Here is a 17,922-nt window from a genome sequence, read left to right on the forward strand (position 1 = left end):
GAGTTAACTCCGGTGCAAAAATTTAAAACGCCTTGATTTTGACAAAAATATGCTTTTTATACCGCACTCATTCATTATACTTTTCAAACCGAATTAAATCATATTTGACCGGATATATCTCTAAAGTAATTATTTATTTATTTCAAAATCCAACTTTTCAAGCCCTTTCTGAACATCCTCATCCTGCATGAAAAGGTCCCACAGCAGGCCTGTCCTGTAGTTTTCAATCATTACCGGAATGGGGCCCTGATCAATGGCCAGGTAGCGCCTGGGATACCATTCATACTCTTCACTGAAAGCATCGTAAAACCCATAAGGCCCCCATATTTTATCGCCCAAATCTTCGTAAAAATGACGAATGACCGGCATTACCTTATCCGGAGCATAAGGCATGGAAGATAATGCAGCCGTTGGCGCGATGACGCCAAGATCGAAAGAAGGCCTGTGTCCGGCATAGTCAGTTTGATCGGAATTCCCGGGCGATGGTTTTTCATTGGTCTGCCCTCTGACATAGGCAGCGGCGCCGGGAACAGTGTAGCTGGAAGTCAGTCCCCAGCAATTCTCCCCGTACCCCTTGTAGTTGTTAGGATTATTCACGCAGTGTTGACGATTAATCAGCGTATGCGCCACGTTGTTGTCCCAGTAATTGGCGTACCGGTCGGAAAGGCCTCGGGGATCGAGCCCCAGCCATGAATAATGCGCCCAGAACAAAGGACCTCCCTTTTGAGGATCAACATGATGCTTAAGTGTTAATGTATGACCAAAGGTTGTATTCTCAACAACAATGTCGCCATTCATAGCCCAACCTTTGTGGTAAACATCCGGATCGACAGGATGAGTAGGCGATGAAGCCGCCAGTATGTACATAATCATGCACTCGTTATAGCCGGTAACAGCAAAATCCATTTTCCAGCCGTGGTTAGGCGACCAGTGCCAGTAAAGGATGTTTTCTCCCCCTTTAGTGTACCAGTCCCATTCTACTTCACGCCATAAACGGTCAATTTTTCCGACCAGATGTCTTTCGGCCTCATTACCATCTTTAAAATATTGTTTCACAGCCAGCAGTCCCTGCACCAGAAAAGCAGTTTCTACCAGGTCACCTCCATCATCATACTTAGAAAATGGCTTTACTTTTCCGGTTTCACCATCTAACCAGTGCGGCCAGGCACCATGAAAACGATCGGCCGTTTCCAGAAAACCAACGATTTTCTGAAATCTCTGATAGGCTTCTTCCCGGGAGATAAAGCCCCGTTCCACACCAACCAGAATGGCCATCAAACCAAATCCGCTGCCACCGATGGTAACAATATGCTTATCGTTCTGGGGATAATCGCCGTCCACATGAAATCTTTCACTTGCCATGCCCGAATTAGGCTCAGCACCATCCCAGAAATATTGAAATGTGCGATATTGCACAAGATTCAACAGTGAATCATCCGATATTGTATTGGCATCTGTTTTCGTAGTTTCGCCGGACTTTTTACTGCCGGTATTGCAAGCTGCCATGAAAAAAGCGACAAAAACAACGGTCAGTTTTAATATATTAATTCCTTTGTTCATCATTTTCATCAGTATATAATTTATTTATTAAGGTCGAATGGCACTCGCATGTAAGAATTTATACATATTCTTGTTGTGATATGCCTTATCAGTCCCGTTTTATCTTACATCTTACCATCTTAAATCTAAAATTCTATTTAAACAAACCTTGTCATGCTCGTTTCATCAGTATAAAATAAGTCTAAGTTGTTGGAATGATGCAATTTATTATGCTTTAATTGATTTTAGATTCTTCGCTCCGCTCAGAATGACAAACAGCAAAGGTTGAGATTAAGATTGAGGTTGAGATTGAAGTTAAGGTTGAGAGTTCACCACAGTTGACGCAGATGAACACAGATTATTTTTATTAACATCAATAAAAATCACATCTTAGTCTGTTTGCTTTTTTAGATTCTTCGCTCCGCTCAGAATGACAGACTGTTTAATGTCATTCTGAGGAGGTAACGACGAAGAATCTGTTGCCTGTTTTTGGTTTCTTAGATGATTAGAGGTTAAATGGTGCTTATATATTCTTATTGTGAAAAACCTTGTCATGCTCCTTTCATCTCACATTTAATAAATTGTTACGGCTGTTAGAATTGTTAAATTGTTAGGATTGTTAGGATTGTTGAAGTGTCAGTTGTTAGTATGTTATAAGTTTTATTACATTAGATAACAATCTAACAATCCTAACAATCTTAACAATTTAATGATCTATTATGACAATTTTTGTCATGCTCGATTCATGATTATAAACCCCAGTTTTGAGAGCCCAGCCCGGACCTCAGGGCAGGACATGAGTAAATTCCATATCAGACCGGTACGATAGTTTTCTATCATCACAATGACAGGTCCCTGGTCGATGGCCAGATATGAGTCGGCCGTCCACTCTTCCGTTACATTGAAAGCATCGTAAAAACCGTATTCGCCCCATAGTCGGTCGCCCAACTGATAATAAAAAAAGCGTATGGCGGCCATTGATTCTTCAGGGGTATAAGGAATAGAAGAAATAGCTGCAGTGGGCGTGATTACCCCCAGATCGTTGGTGGGTGAATGAGCTGAATATCCTTTATGATTGTCACTTGCAGTAAGTCCCCAGCATTCTCCACTATAACCGACATAATTATTCGGATTGGCAATGCAATGTGCCCGGTTGATAAGTGTGTGATTACGGTTTTGTTCCCAATAATCGGCATATTGATCGGAAAGATTCCGCGGATCAATTCCCATAAAAGTATAGTGTGCAAAAAATAAAGGCCCGCCATATTGTTGCCCTACGGGCAGAGGAATTCCATAGTATTCATTACCATTAACAATTCCCCCGTCAAGTGCCCATCCCTGATGATAGACATCGGCAGAAATGGAATGTGTAGAAGACGAAGCAGCCATGATATAGGTTATTAAAGCTTCATTATACCCTTTGATCTGCATGTTCATCTCCCAATTGTAATTAGGCGACCAGTGCCAGTAAAGTACATTTTGTCCTCCACGGGTATACCAGTCCCATTCAATGGCATTCCACAAGGCATTAATCTTATCGATCAGCACATTTTCATCGGGATCGGAGGCATTCAAATACTGACGGGCTGTCAGTAACCCGGCTGCCATATATGATGTTTCCACCAGATCGCCGCCGTCGTCTTTTGAACTAAAAGGCAAAGCCTCTCCCGTGGTTCCATTGAGCCAGTGAGACCATGCACCATGAAAACGATCGGCGGTTTCAAGAAAATCAACAATAGTATGTAACCGGTCAATTCCTTCTTCGCGGGTGATAAATCCGCGTTCAATACCAACAATGATGGCCATAATGCCAAATCCTGAACCGCCGGAAGTTACCGTTTCACCAGAAGTGTTGCGTTCGCGGGCCAATCCGCTTACAGGATGCCCGAAATCCCAGAAATACTTAAACGTTTGCTGTTGAATCCTGGTCAGGAGTTCATCGTCGGTAATCTCAGGAAATTTGGGTGTGGAATCCAGTTGTGTAAAAAAGGTCATATCCAGTCCGTCAAAAGGGCGACCGGTTCGTTGTTCAAGATTTGAAGAAATTCTGATCCGGTATCTTTTGTAATCCTCCAGCGTCTGATCGGCGGATAACGAGATGGTCTTATCATCCACCTGACTCAAAGTATACGCCACCTGAATACCATTGGTGCTTAACGATGAATAGTCGCCAAGATCATCGGTTCCCACCGGAATATTAAAATGGAAATCGATTTGCGGATTTCGGCTGACATCCATAATGCGCTGTGCCGGATTAACTTGCTCATCGTCTATCGATATGGATTCCAAAACCAAAGGGTTCGTAAGAGTAGAGAAAACATAAATCTGTTCATCGAAGGTTTCGTTGCCCTCTCCCTCCAGTGACCCGGAAATAGTAAGCGTGTAGGTACTGCTTTCAGCCAGTACGGGATGAGCTATTTTGAAAAGTTTATTCTGATCAAAAGGTAAAAAAGTCAATTCCACCAGTTGACCGGCAGAATTTTCAAGCGTAATATTTTCCTGAGCCGAAAGAAGTTTAACCGGTTTATTAAACCTGATCTGAACCGGTTCATCAACAGACACATCGATGTTATCACCGGCTGTCGATAATTCCTTGTCTCCCATATAAACATAGGAAACAGAAAGCTTTTCTGTCTCTACCTCAGAATCAGAATCATCTTTGCAGGACTGAAAAAAAAACAGGCCTGATATCAAAAGGATCAGAAAGTAACGCATATCACGTAAACTAATGACTAAACCGGTGTTATTACAAAAAAAGTAAATGATGGCCCACCGGAAGCAACCGGTGGGCCAATAAAGGTTTTATCGGTTGTGAAATCTACAAAGCATCATTCATCAAAGACTCCACCTCTTCTGCAGAGAGAGCCTTATCAAACAGATAGAGCTCATCCATATAACTCAAATCCGAGAGATGATCCCATCCTGAAAAGCGGGGGGCACCTGACATAATAGACATAATATCACAACCTGTCCAGTCGATGGGGCTGGAAGCTACTGCCGCAGCCTCTACTCCATTGATATAGACAACAGTCTGGCTTTCGGAGATAGTGAAAGCAAGGTGTACCCATTCGTTGAGCGTCGGATCAAGCGTACCTCCGTCATTCCACACTTCTCCATCACCGGTTCCAATATTCAGCTTAAACCGTTGCATTGTACCATCCGCTTCACGGAAGAACCGGAACCCGGAAGTACGAAGAATCTGAGCATCGGGATTATCCGGATCCCGGGGCCCGGCCACTAAAATTCCTGCGCGATCGGGGACAGCATTTAGCTTGTACCAAAATGCCGCACTGAATTCATTGGCAGTCAACCCGTCGGTGGGATAAGTCAGGTAAGAACCGGTAGCACCTGCATAAGCATTAATCCCTTTGACACTCTCTCCTGCAAAGCCTGGTGTTCCGACTTCAGCAGCCATGGTTTCACTTATTTTTTCCTCATAATTACCATCAAACGGCATATAGAATATTTCATTCTCATATTGCGGCTCATAAGGCGGCACTTGTCCTTCGTCTGCCATTACCTGCTGCAGTTCTTCCTGCGACAACGCTTTGTTGAATATCCTCAACTCGTCATACAAACTCATATCCGATCCGTGATCCCAGTAAGCAAAATTAGGAGCACCGGAAGCAATGGAAATACCTTCACACCCTGTCCAGTCGATAATACCACCTTCAGTAGAACTTACCGGTTCTCCGTTGAAATAGATGATGGTAGAAGCTTCGGAAACCGTAAATGCGATGTGTATCCACTGATCGGATGATGCATCAATCACATCTCCATTGTTCCAGACTTCAGCAGTTCCGGTGCCCACATTCAGTTTAAACCGTTGAGAAACCTCATCTCCTTCACGGAAAAAGCGCAACCCTTTGGTACGGTCTTCTCCTTCGGGACTGATAGAAATCACTCCGGCCTTGCCCGGCACAGGATTCACTTTGTACCAGAAAGCAGCCGTGAAAGCTCCGGTATTTAAAATATCTGTAGGATAAGAAACATAGGCATTTTCAGCTCCCTTATAAGCCTCCAATGATATGCCGTCTACAAAACCGGGATCTCCTACTTTGGTTCCCATTTTCTGAGATATCAGTTCCATCAGGTCTCCATTGAACGGCATATAGAAGATTTCACCATCAAACTTGGGCTCATAGGGAGGTACTTTCTCAAAAGTAACCGACGTCTCTGTGCTTTTGCCATCCAGATCGGTCGCAGTAATTTTAAGGATGTGTTCCCCATTTCCCAATCCTTCATAAGTCAGCTCATGGAGAAATCTGCGATAATCAATAAACTCACTGAAAGAGCCGATTTCAGCACCATCAAGTAGCACTTTTACCGTGCCGATTTCGATATCATCTGTCACTTCAAAATCAATGGTAATTGTGGTTTCCGGTTCAGTTACCTGAATGCGGGTGCCCTCTTTGGGATAATTGAGGGTTATCTGCGGAGCCGACTCATCCGGCCCGGGCTCAACTTTTGAAATGTCATCAATGTATTCTTGATCACATGCATTGAAGACCAAAAGTGCCAATGCGAAAATGAATAATTTATTATATGCTGTTTTCATATCCATAGTTTTTTATTGAATTCCTTCTTCCAATTGTGGTAGCTCGGCTACCTGGTCAGCCGGGAACGGGAAATAAGCTTTATCCATGGTAAAAGTCCGGCCTCCGTAACTGAGTTCAGAAGTATTTTCTGTACGCACCATGTCATAAAATCTTATGCCCCACTCGGTGCCCAATTCAGCAAATTTCTCATCAAGAACATCTTGTGTGGTTACATCAGACAGGGCAGATAAATTGGCTCTGATACGCACAAGGTTAACAGCTTCGGTAGCTGTCATTGAAATGTCGCTTGACGCACCCCTTGTCAATGCTTCGGCATACATCAGGAGCATTTCGGCGTAACGAATAACAATCAGATTCTTGTTGCTTCCCTGTGAGGTTCTGCCAGGTATCAATTCAGTGGAGGGTTGAATAAACTTAGCACTTCCAAAGTTCAGGCGGGCATTGTTGTTAAAAATGTCTCCTTCCCTGTTTGTGTTACTTATCCATGCCGGAATAGGTCCATACTCATTTTGAAGCTCAGTTATGCCATCCGGAGTAAAAGCAACACTTGTTTCCAGACGAACCGTTTCGCCCCGGTCGAGCATAAACTTGATGTACTTTAATGTTGGTTCATAAAACCCCCAGCCACCTTCAGCTCCTGTAACAACAGGGGTCCAGCCACCAATTCCAAAGGGTGCAAACAAATGCCCGAATCTGTCTCCCTCACCCTGATTAAAGTCAGAAAACTGGAATTCAAGAATATTTTCATCATCCAGCTTACCGGCTTTTTTGAAAAGATGATAATAGTCACCGGCAAGTTCATATTCACCGGAACGGATGATTTCGGAGGTAGCATCTGCCACTCCCTGATAATTTTCCATTTCCTGATAAGCCAGAGCCTGAAGAGCATAAGCCGTATATTGTGTCACTCCCCCTTTTATATCCGTTCGTTTATTGGGATGAACAGCCGGAAGATCAGGTATTGCAGCTGTCATTTCGTCTACAATGTATTGCATTACTTCGGCTTTATTGCTAACAGGTGTACTCTGGATATTATCCAACTTATCGATCACAATACATCCTCCGAATGATCTGGCAAGGTTAAGATACAAAAATGCCCTGATGACCCGACACTCTGCAAGGTACTGATCGGCTAAATCATCATTCCCGCTTGCAGCCCGGTATTTCTCAATTTCCTCCATGGCAGTGAATGTGGTAATAATGTCGTTGTAATGATTCTGCCATACAGCATTCAAATTCCAATGACTGGGGAAATATTTATATTCATCCTGTTCCTGCATGGGCACCTGATCACCTGCTGCATTCACATCATCGCCACGAATGCCCAACGTGACTGGTTCTTCCCATCCGCGGGTATACAATGCCTGATAAGCTCCCAAAAGTGGTAATATCATATCCTCGCCTCTGGAATAATTCACATCACTGGTAAAAGATTCATCTTCAAAAGGCTCGTCCAGTTTATCACTACAACTGGAAAAAAAGAACACGAGCCCGAAAACCAATACCGGTGTAATCAATCTGTATATTCTGTTTAATTTCATTTTTGCTGAGTTTAGAATTTAACATTTAAGCCAACAGTATAAACTGAAGGAACCGGATAAAACTGGCGGTCGATGCCGTTTGGAACTTCCGGATTAAACCCGTTGTAACTGAATACCGTTAAGGGTCTTTCTGCTGTTACAAATATCCTGGCATTTGGGAATCCTTTTCCAAACAATTGTGTTCCGTTCAGATTATACCCAAGCTGAACATTCTGAATTCTGAAGAATGAGCCGTCTTCAACCAGGTAGTCACTGAAATTCTGGTTCCAGCCTCGTCTTAAACCGGATGCCGACGGATATTCATTGGATGTACCTTCACCATTCCACAAACCGTTGGCCAGATCGGCATCAATATTGGTATCATTGGTCCAAATAATTTCACCTCTTTTTCGGTTCAGAATTTTATTACCGCTTTGGCCCATAATGTTCAGTGAGAAATCAAAATTTCTATAGGTAAGCCCTAATGAAGCACCATAAGTAAGATCGGGGAAGTATGAACCCAGGAATACTTTATCATCATCGTCGATTACATCATTTCCGTCCTGGTCAACAAATTTAAAATCTCCGGGAACCAGTCCATTCTCCACGGCAACCGGATCGGCATCGATCTCGGTCTGATTTTGATAGACCCCGGCTACCTCATACCCGTAAAAAGAGAGGAGTGGCTCGCCCACCTGCGAACGCTGGCGAAACTCAGCCGAACCACCATTCAGGTAAGGCTGTCCGTACAAATCGCGCACCTCATTCTTCAATGTTGAAACATTTAGACCGACAGAATACGTCAAGTCGTTGGTAATTTTATCATCCCAGTTTAATACTACTTCCAGGCCGGAATTCCGTATCTTCCCGACATTTCTTAAAACACTTCCCCCTTGTAATTTAAGGTTAACAGGAATTGCCGCCTTTTTAGTATCCCTGATAAAATAATCTGATTCCAACCTTAAACGATTGTTCAGGAAATTGGCTGTGATACCAACATTGGTTTCTTCCACAACTTCCCATTCAAGATAACCGAATGTATTGGTAGTAATGGTACCATTTACCTGAGTATCATCAATGGCTAAAAAGACAGGTTCGGTGGTATTTTGTCCGGCTGCCCGGGCAATTTTATCATTCCCTAACTGTCCCCAACCGGCTCTTAATTTCAGAAAATCTACGAAATTAACATTATTGAAAAAAGATTCTTCGGAGATAACCCAGCCTAAGCCAAAGGCAGGGAAAGTTCCCCATTTTTCCTGATATTTTGAAGTTCCTTCCCTTCTAATAGTAAAATACCCCAGATACCTGTTGTCATAGTTATAAGAAACACGACCAAAATAAGACAGACCATAAATTCTTTCTGCATCGTCATCTACCTGCTTTGAAGATTCAGAACGAGACTGTCCGATATACCAGGTATTTTGTGGTTCAGGAATGTTCTCAGCCTCTCCTTTAAGATATTCATACCTTTCATCCCTGTAAGATTGCCCAAGCATAACGGTAAGATTGTGATTACCAAAGCTGTCCGAATAGGTTAAAACATTATCCAGAAACTGGTCATAATTAGTTATCCGGTCGGTACTGATGGTAGATAAAAGTCTTTTGGCATCATCAGTTACAAAATAAGGCAAACCAACATTTCTGTTCTTAATTGCATTCAGAGAGACATTATAAGTGGTTTTGAAACGAAGTTTGTTCGGAATGAATGAAATTTCTCCGTAAATACCGCTATAAACCTTTTTGGAATCCTGGCGGTTGTTTCTGTAATCAAGTTGCAGAAAAGGATTTTGTGCGTCCCTGTACCCAAGCAATTGAGCGCTGGAATAGGGACTTGCATCCGGGATTCCACTCTCCGTAAGGGCTTCATAATTCTCCATATCGTATTTTGGCAGGATAGGCACGGCATGATATGCACTAAACCAGGCACCATCGTCAGCTGAATATTTTTCTGCACTACTCAAATTGAAATTGATACCGGCTTTCAACCAGCTATTTACTTCCTGATCAAACTTTCCTCTGATATTCATCCGTTCATAAGAGTCCCTGGCTGTTTCCAGCAAGCCCTCTTGTTCAAAATAGCTAACACCTAAGGAGTAAGCCGTTTTATCACTACCGCCGGAAACGGTAAGGGAATGGTTTTGCTGTCTGGCAGCATCCTTCATAACTTCAGCATACCAGTCGGTATTCACGGCAGGCACATTCGGGTTCACGCGGCTTCTGCCGTAACGTTGCATTGCATTTTGCACGTACTGAATATCAGCTGCATCTCCCGTTTGATTGACATAATCAACAAACTGCTCAGCATTTGCCATCTTCAGCACATTTTGTGGAACCTGAACGCCAACATACCCCTCATAAGTTATCCGGGCTTTTTCATTTAATGAACCATTTTTTGTGGTTATCAGAACAACACCATTGGCCGCCCTGACTCCATAAATCGCTGAAGCTGAAGCATCCTTCAGAATCGATAATGTTTCTATATCCGATGGATTCAGAAAGTCAATGTTATCGAAGTACATTCCGTCAACCACATAGAGGGGCTGTGAGTTACTACTACCGGGATAAGAACCGATCCCACGAATCCGTACCGTTGGTTCACTCCCCGGGGCACCGGCACTGACAATCTGAACGCCGGCTACTTTTCCCTGCAGAGATTGCATCGCCTGGCCGCTGGGCGTTTTTGTCAACTCTTCCGATTTTATAGTTGCAATAGAGGAAGTCAGGTCCTTGGCTCTAACCTCACCATAACCAACCACAACCACCTCTTCAAGATCAACCATTGAAGATTCCATGGTAACATCAATGACATTTCGCCCATTGACCGCGACAGTGACGGTCTTCATCCCGACAAAACTAAACACAAGGTTAGCATCTGACGGCACTGTCAGATTATAATTACCATCCATATCGGTAATTGTGCCCTGGGTCGTTCCTTCTACCACTACTGAAACACCCGGAATTCCCAGATTTTGCGAATCTGTCACTGTCCCACGGACAGTAATCTCTTCCTGACCGAAGAGAAAGACAGATGCCATTAAAAAATAAATTAATAACAGAGTTTTTCTCATGACTATAAAATTTTTGTTTTTGCTGAAGTAAAATTACGACCACAATAACCAGATTAAAGAAAAATTAACTACACCAATAACTCTCATTGTTAAAAAATGTATCTCTCTACTTCACTTTTAACTCATCTTTAATGTAATTTATTGGTATTATATATTAAATTTCAGTAATTTAATTTCTTGAATTTTTGATATTTTTTTTGAGAGAAAAAGCCGGTTTTCTTAACAAAAGTGAACCAAAACGGGAGAATTATCCTTTTAAATGGTATTTTGTTATTAAATTTGACCGGTGAATTGAACATTTTTTTGCATTTTAACATCAGAAAAACTAAAAGAATCTCAATTATCAAATATTTTTGTATCCCTAATCAACACCGGTATCTCTCCCTTTCCTATAAGGCAGTTTAGCACAAAATAGCATTTAGTGGCTGTCCATAAAGTGCCATTGACTGTGTTACGCTTCCCAGGACAAACAAAGCAGGCGATCAGGCCAATAGTTTAGACAAAATTTATACTGATGGAGCACCCGATTATGGAAATGATTTACTCAAAACAGCTCAGAATAAGATATATTTTAACAATTGCAATTTGTTCCTTTTTCTGTTTATGTGGCGCCGGTGCAAAAAATGGTGAAACAAGCACGAAGCTACAATCGCAGATAATCAATTTTAACAAACACGACTACAACGGGGCCAATAAAAACTGGTGTATTGGATTTGATTCTGAAGGGTATACCTATTTTGGAAACAGCATTGGATTAATCGAATTCGACGGCGTATCATGGCACATGAATCCTTCACCCAACGGCTTTCCAATAAGATCCGTGGCGGTAGATAAACACAACCGGATATTTACCGGCGGCTACAGGGAAATCGGATACTGGGAAAGAAACGACATCGGGAAACTTGAATATACCTCTTTAACTGACAAGGTAGAACAATTCTTTGCCAAAAATGAAGAATTCTGGCACATATTCATAATCGGAGAAAAGGTTTACTTTCAGTCATTCTCCGGTATATATATTTTTTCCGACAATCGGTTTGAATTCATCGAAATAAATGGTTTCATTACGGTGTCTGCAGTCGTCAACAACGAACTGGTCATTGCCGTTCAGTCCACAGGATTGTATAAAATTAAGAATAATAAATATGTATCTTTCCTTCAATCGGATTTTTTCAGAAATAAGAGTGTAAATTTCTTCTCCGGATATCATATAAAAGATCATTATCTGATTGGTACCGAAAGCCATGGGATGTTCCTGTACGATGCAGCCACTGACAAGGTCGCAGAATGGGCCCCCCAACAAACGGGTTTTTTCGTCCACAACAACATCAATAACGGGATACGGAAGTCAGACGGGACAATAATAATAGGGACTATCCTTAACGGGATAAAGATTCTTTCGCCCGATGGTAGTGAAAAACAACATCTGACCACCCGTTTCGGTTTACAAAGCAATACTGTTCATTCACTTGCCTGCGACAGTACTGATAATATATGGATAGCATCGGACAAAGGTCTGGATTTCATTTCTTTTTCCTCTACATCGTCTTATACCATGTTCGAACACGATTCACCGGGCGCCCTGTATTCAGTTGCTATTCATCATGGAATTTTTTATGCCGGCACCAATCAGGGCTTGTTTTGTAAAAAATGGAACCAACCCAACGACCAATTCAGGCTCGTGCAGGGCACCCAAAGACAGGTTTGGGATTGTGAAGTCATTGACGGAACTCTTTTTGTAGGTCACAATTCCGGAACCTTCATTGTTGATAACTGCCAGGCTACCAAAATATCTGAACTTTCGGGCGGATATTCCGTAACAAGAATTTCCAACCGCCCGGATCATTTGGTTCAAAGTACCTATACCGAACTGGTCGTGTACAAAAAAAATAATGGTCAATGGCAATTTTCCCATACCGTAAAAGGATTCAACGATTTAATAAGATTTGTTGAGTTTGATCACAGAAATAATCTTTGGGCCAGCCATCTCTATCATGGATTGTATAGAATACGCCTGAATGAGAATCTGGACTCAACACTTCTGGTTAAGCATTATGGAAAAAACTCGATTCTTTGGCGCCAGGGTAGCAGTATTCGGACTTTCAAGGTGGAAGGACGCATTGTTTTTACCAATAACGATTCGCTTTATACCTATGATGATCTGAACGATGCCATTGTTCCCTATGAATTTCTGAACAGGAATCTGGGCAATTACTCATCTTCATTTTTCATTGTCGGCGCCCCCGATAATCGCTATTGGTTTATCAACGACATCGGAATTGCGCAATTCAGGATAAAACAAAACAGCATTGAAAAAATTAAAGAATTTCCAATCACACTTTTTCAAAACGACCTTATACCCAGAGAAGAAAACATTGTTCCCATAGATGCCCAAAGAGCTACCTCTGTGCCTTGAAAACGGATATGCCCTTCTGGATGCTGAAGCTGAAGACAGTGGTGAAAGAATCACCCGGGAATCTCTCAAAATCAGAGAAATTGTATCCCACTCTCAGTCGGGAGACAGAAAGACACTTTCGCCCTATCAGGAAAAAATAAGTATCCCTTTTGCCCGCAACAACCTCTCGTTAAGATATTCCTTCCCCTTGTATTCAGGAGAAATTATCAGGTATCAATATAAAATTGAAGGACTGACCAATGGATGGTCGGAACCATCAGAAAAACCTGCTTTTGTAATCAACCGAATCCCTACAGGAGAATACACCATTAAGGTAAGAGCCACAAATAAGTGGCAAAAATCATCAAAAGTCCATACGTTGGTATTAGAAGTAAAACCACCATGGTATAAGTCCACTCCGGCTATAATCATTTATGCTTTATTGTTTTTGGGTATTTTCTTTCTGGGAAAGCACATTACTGTAAAACGCGTAAAGCTTAACGAAAAGCATAAACGGGAAGAAAAAGAAAGAGAACTCATCAGACTCAGAAATGAAAAGTTACAATCCGAGCTCTCTTTCAAAAGCCGCCAGCTGGCTAACACTACACTTGAGATGATTAAAAAGAACGAATTCCTGATGTCGCTCAAAGACAAGCTAAAACGTCAGAAAGAGCAGTTAGGTCCCCGCTTTCCCGACAAATATTATTCAGAACTGATTAAAAAGATCGATGGCAATATATCGGGTGATGATGACTGGAAAGTATTTGAGCATAACTTTAACCTTGCACACGAAACTTTTCTTCAGTCTATAAAAAGCGAATATCCGGAGTTAACACCCAGCGATTTGCGACTCTGCGCATTTTTGCGAATCAACCTGACATCTAAAGAGATAGCACCGCTTCTGGGCATTTCTGTCCGAGGTGTGGAAAACCACCGATATCGCCTCAGGAAGAAATTAGGATTGCCACCTGAGACAGATCTCACCGAGTTTATTCTGTCGTTTCAGAATGGCGAGAATTCAAACAATCTGAATTGAAGTATATCTTCCAAATCACGGATGGATACCACCTGATGTTCAATTGAAACCGCCTGATTTAGAACAGCAGCAATCAATGAAGCATCCTGTGATATAAAGTGATGCTATGGGTCCTCTTCTTCAACAGCACTTATTTTTCCGCTATAACGAATGGATGCTCTGTCATTACTAATAACACTCAACGAAGTATCTCCGTCATACCCGATTTCCATCATGATTTTGAAAACATCCCTGTCCTTCACTTCAAAAGAGTATTGGATTCGCATTTTTTCGGGGCTTTCTGAAATTTTGATTTCATTAGCTTTGCCTGAAAAATTAATTCCGCCCTTTCCACCATACGCTACGTTATACGCTCTGCCAAAATATGGAAGGTCTGCGGTTGCAACAGAATCGGTTACTTTTAAGTAGCCATAATTGGTTGTCAGGTCTATAGATGGCCCGCTTTGCGGAAAAGCCCGGGTTGCTTCAAATATAAATTGTCCGCTTTTCACCAGGGCGAGTATCTCTTCATATTGCTTCTGACGCTTCTCCTTTTCTTCCTGCTCACCAGCAAAGTCAGAAACATTCAAGCCAGGTAAAAAGGTCAACGATAAAATTATTATTAAAATTCGTCTCATAATTTAAACATTTTCGAACTTAACTCTCTTAAAATGAGTCTGCATATAAATAAGTGCAGCATAAAAAGCATATTTTTGTCAAAATCCAGGCGTTTGGCAACAAAGATGCTTTTTAGGCTGGGCTCATAACTTGTTTACCACCCTAATGATATAAACCACAACTCTCTCATAATAAAAACTTTGCATCATGGCGCCTCTGCGTTTAAGCCTTTTTAACTGACTATTTACCTTATGGACAGACACATGATTTGGCACTACTTTTCCCGACTTTACAGAAGGGCACTACTTAACTTCTCCCTCCTTCTGCTCTTCAATAAAAATATCCTCCTCATCCTGCCAGGGCACCAGGGGAGATTTGTAATAGTTAACATCCATCGCCTCGAAACGTTCTTTTTGTTTGCCGAGGCGAACTTTATAATCTTCCCAGAACCTGTTTTCGGTGGCGGTCCATCCAATTTCGGCGTAACCTGGAAGACGAGGGAACGTCATATATTCAATATCATCGAGCGTTTCAATGGTTTCTGTCCAGAGCGGAGCCTCAACACCAAGGATATCAATTTTTTCAATGCCGTCAACCAAAGCAACCGGGTCCCAGTTGTAAGCATCATCCACTTCTGTCAGCCCGGCCCAGCTAAGCCCCAATACAGTAGTAGAATCATACTTCATGTCCATGTATGCATGACTGGAAGGTGACATGATCACTCCGGCTCCTTTTTTCACACCCTCTAATGCATTTTTTTCCCTGGCCCAAAACTGTACCACATCTTCACTGTTTATATCGGCATGCGCAATTTCGTCCCAACCAATTACTTTCTTCCCGTACGTGTTGACAATTTCACGAACCCGGTTAATAAACCGGACGTAATCATCTTGTTCTGTTGAATGTGACTCATCTCCGCCAATATGGAACCAGGGGCCGGGTGTTAATTCCGAAATTTCACGAACAACATCATCCACAAACTCATAAACGATCTCTTTATCGGTGCACAGGGTACTGAATCCGACTTTTGTTCCGGTATACAATTCGCGCGCTTTCCCGTCACAATTCAGCTCAGGATATGAGGCAAGAGCAGCATTGGTGTGCCCCGGCATATCAATTTCCGGAATAATAGTGATATGGTGACCGGCAGCATACTCAACAATTGCTTTGTAGTCGTCCTTTGTATAATAACCGCCTTTGCCACCGCCAACTTCCGTGCTTCCTCCATGCCTGGTAAGGTTGGGCCACGACTCTATTTCTATACGCCAGCCCTGATCATCGGAAAGATGAAGATGCAGTGCATTAAATTTAAAAAGCGACAGATAATCAATGAACCGCTTCACTGTCTCAACACCGAAAAAGTGACGCGACACATCAAGCATTGCCCCCCGATACTGGTACTCAGGCCAGTCACGGATAGTCCCTGTTGGTAAAAACCATTTTTCACGAGTGCCATCATTGTGAAATTCAATATCGGCGGGTAGCAATTGACGCACTGTTTGAATACCATAAAAAACACCATCCGGATAAGGTGAAGCAATTTTAACCTGCTTTTCGGAAATCACGAGTTCATATCCCCCTTCTCCAAGTAACGAGTCTTTATCGACTCCTGCTGTCAGATAAATGCCATCCCGCGGGTTTCGCGATGTTGCTTTGGTTTCAACAACAAAACCTGTCGACGGGCGTAAAAGCCCGGCCAGATACTCTGCATTCTTTTTCAAGTCCTCGTTGCCGGCATCATAAAAAATAACAGCATCTTTATCAAGGACAAATGTACCATGCGTTGCTACCACAGAGGCCGGCTTGGGAATGATGTGGTTATTGGCAAGATTGGTTGGCGGGTATTGTTCTCCACACGACATAGTAAAAACAGCTAAAACACTCACAAACAAAAATTTGAGTGACGTTTCCATGATATTCATAATGAAAATTTAAGCGGTTTATAAAAATTTTACCGGAACTATTGTTTCTTTGCAATAAAAATAAAGGATTATGGTGGTTTTTCCCAATGCAAAAATAAATTTAGGGTTATTTGTCACTGAAAAACGTCCCGACGGCTTCCATAATATTGAAACAATCTTCTTTCCCGTACCGGGTTTCAATGACGTTCTTGAGGTTATTAACAACACCGAAGGCAGTGATGACCAATTCTCGGAGTCGGGTTTAGCAACCATGACAGACAAGAAAGACAATCTGGTTTTTAAAGCCTTGGATTTACTGAGGAAAGATCACCACATCCCTCCACTGAAAATTCATCTGCATAAAAACATTCCCTGCGGAGCCGGCCTGGGGGGAGGATCCAGCAATGCCGCCTTCATGCTGAATTTGCTCAATGAACAATACACCCTTGGTCTTTCTGAGAAAACACTGGAAAAAAAAGCTGCTGAATTAGGCGCCGATTGTGCCTTTTTTATACGCAACCAACCAACACTGGCACGGGGAACCGGAAATATTTTTTCACCGGTTGATATTTCACTCACAGGCTTTTGGATAATGATTGTAGTACCTCCGATCCATCTCTCCACCCCCGAAGCATACCAAAACATTATACCAAAACCTCCTGCTAAAAAGCCCGAAGAGATTATTAAAATGCCTGTTGAAAAATGGTCGGAATCACTGAACAACGATTTTGAAGCCAATGCTTTTTCATGGTATCCGGAACTTGCCGAAATAAAAGAAAATTTGTACAAAAACGGGGCTTTATATGCTGCCATGTCGGGGAGCGGTTCTGCTGTTTTCGGTATCTTCAATAATAAACCTGAGATTACCTGGCCGAAGGGGTACAGGGTGTGGTGTGGAAAATTTTTAAGCTAAGAGCTGTTGAAGTTTTTTCTAACATTGTTAGGGGGTAATACGAGTCGAAAAATATTTGAGCCCGATCTAAAAAGCATTTTTATTGCCAAACTCGTTGTTGTTTTAAATTTTTGCATCCTCATTAACAACAAGTTAACTCCGGTACAAAAATTTAAAACGCCTGGATTTTGACAAAAATATGCTTTTTATACTGCACTCATTAATGCATAAGTCATTTTGCGATACCCGTAATCTGTATCGGGATCTTCAGCAATGGTGTTAATATCCTTTACAACCTCGTCATTGAGAACATCTAATTGTTTAGAACCATCCATTTTCAAAGTTGTCTTCGATGGCCTTCGCCCTTGTTTACCAGCCTTTTCCCGATAATAAAGCTGATGTTTTGTTATGCCAA

General features: G+C 42.1%; 10 protein-coding genes and 1 pseudogene. 3 read left to right on the forward strand and 8 right to left on the reverse strand.

Going from position 1 to position 17,922, the window contains the following annotated elements:
* Positions 1 to 129: 129 nt before the first annotated feature.
* The 5 genes from ATH1_RS0117200 to ATH1_RS0117220 all read right to left on the reverse strand — a co-directional run bounded on the left by ATH1_RS0117200 (position 130) and on the right by ATH1_RS0117220 (position 10,686).
* A complete protein-coding gene (locus ATH1_RS0117200; RefSeq protein ID WP_010424672.1) occupies positions 130 to 1,569 on the reverse strand; it encodes a glucoamylase family protein in 1,440 nt (479 codons plus the stop codon).
* Between the two features lie 702 nt (positions 1,570 to 2,271).
* Complete coding sequence (locus tag ATH1_RS0117205; protein ID WP_010424673.1) at positions 2,272 to 4,254, reverse strand: glucoamylase family protein; 1,983 nt, start codon at positions 4,252 to 4,254, stop codon at positions 2,272 to 2,274.
* 103 nt (positions 4,255 to 4,357) lie between these two features.
* A complete protein-coding gene (locus ATH1_RS0117210) occupies positions 4,358 to 6,097 on the reverse strand; it encodes a LamG-like jellyroll fold domain-containing protein (protein ID WP_044115608.1) in 1,740 nt (579 codons plus the stop codon).
* 12 nt (positions 6,098 to 6,109) lie between these two features.
* On the reverse strand, positions 6,110 to 7,639 hold the full coding sequence (locus ATH1_RS0117215; protein ID WP_010424683.1) for a RagB/SusD family nutrient uptake outer membrane protein: 1,530 nt from the start codon (positions 7,637 to 7,639) through the stop codon (positions 6,110 to 6,112).
* Positions 7,640 to 7,650: 11 nt separating this feature from the next.
* Complete coding sequence (locus ATH1_RS0117220; protein WP_010424685.1) at positions 7,651 to 10,686, reverse strand: SusC/RagA family TonB-linked outer membrane protein; 3,036 nt, start codon at positions 10,684 to 10,686, stop codon at positions 7,651 to 7,653.
* Positions 10,687 to 11,200: 514 nt separating this feature from the next.
* Between ATH1_RS0117220 and ATH1_RS22380 the strand changes: the two genes are divergently transcribed.
* The gene (locus tag ATH1_RS22380; protein ID WP_010424687.1) at positions 11,201 to 13,102 is read left to right on the forward strand and encodes a two-component regulator propeller domain-containing protein; all 1,902 of its coding nucleotides are present in this window, start codon (positions 11,201 to 11,203) and stop codon (positions 13,100 to 13,102) included.
* A complete protein-coding gene (locus ATH1_RS22385) occupies positions 13,074 to 14,117 on the forward strand; it encodes a triple tyrosine motif-containing protein (RefSeq protein WP_010424688.1) in 1,044 nt (347 codons plus the stop codon). Before ATH1_RS22380 ends, ATH1_RS22385 begins: the two co-directional genes overlap by 29 nt.
* A 104-nt stretch (positions 14,118 to 14,221) precedes the next feature.
* Here the strand turns inward: ATH1_RS22385 and ATH1_RS0117235 are convergent, their stop codons facing one another.
* Together ATH1_RS0117235 and ATH1_RS0117240 are read right to left on the reverse strand one after the other, a co-directional pair.
* Positions 14,222 to 14,734, reverse strand: coding sequence for a DUF4251 domain-containing protein (locus ATH1_RS0117235; protein WP_010424689.1), 513 nt, complete (start codon positions 14,732 to 14,734; stop codon positions 14,222 to 14,224).
* A gap of 282 nt (positions 14,735 to 15,016) precedes the next feature.
* Positions 15,017 to 16,636, reverse strand: a complete 1,620-nt coding sequence (locus tag ATH1_RS0117240; protein WP_010424690.1) for a beta-N-acetylhexosaminidase — start codon at positions 16,634 to 16,636, stop codon at positions 15,017 to 15,019.
* A 70-nt stretch (positions 16,637 to 16,706) separates the two neighbouring features.
* Between ATH1_RS0117240 and ispE the strand changes: the two genes are divergently transcribed.
* Positions 16,707 to 17,528, forward strand: coding sequence for a 4-(cytidine 5'-diphospho)-2-C-methyl-D-erythritol kinase (ispE, locus tag ATH1_RS0117245; protein ID WP_010424691.1), 822 nt, complete (start codon positions 16,707 to 16,709; stop codon positions 17,526 to 17,528).
* A gap of 185 nt (positions 17,529 to 17,713) precedes the next feature.
* On the opposite strand, the pseudogene ATH1_RS22015 reads toward ispE, so the two are convergent.
* Positions 17,714 to 17,922, reverse strand: a pseudogene (locus ATH1_RS22015) (hypothetical protein); the annotation flags it as partial.

Origin of the sequence: Anaerophaga thermohalophila DSM 12881 (assembly GCF_000191885.1) — a bacterium.
Lineage (GTDB): Bacteria > Bacteroidota > Bacteroidia > Bacteroidales > Marinilabiliaceae > Anaerophaga > Anaerophaga thermohalophila.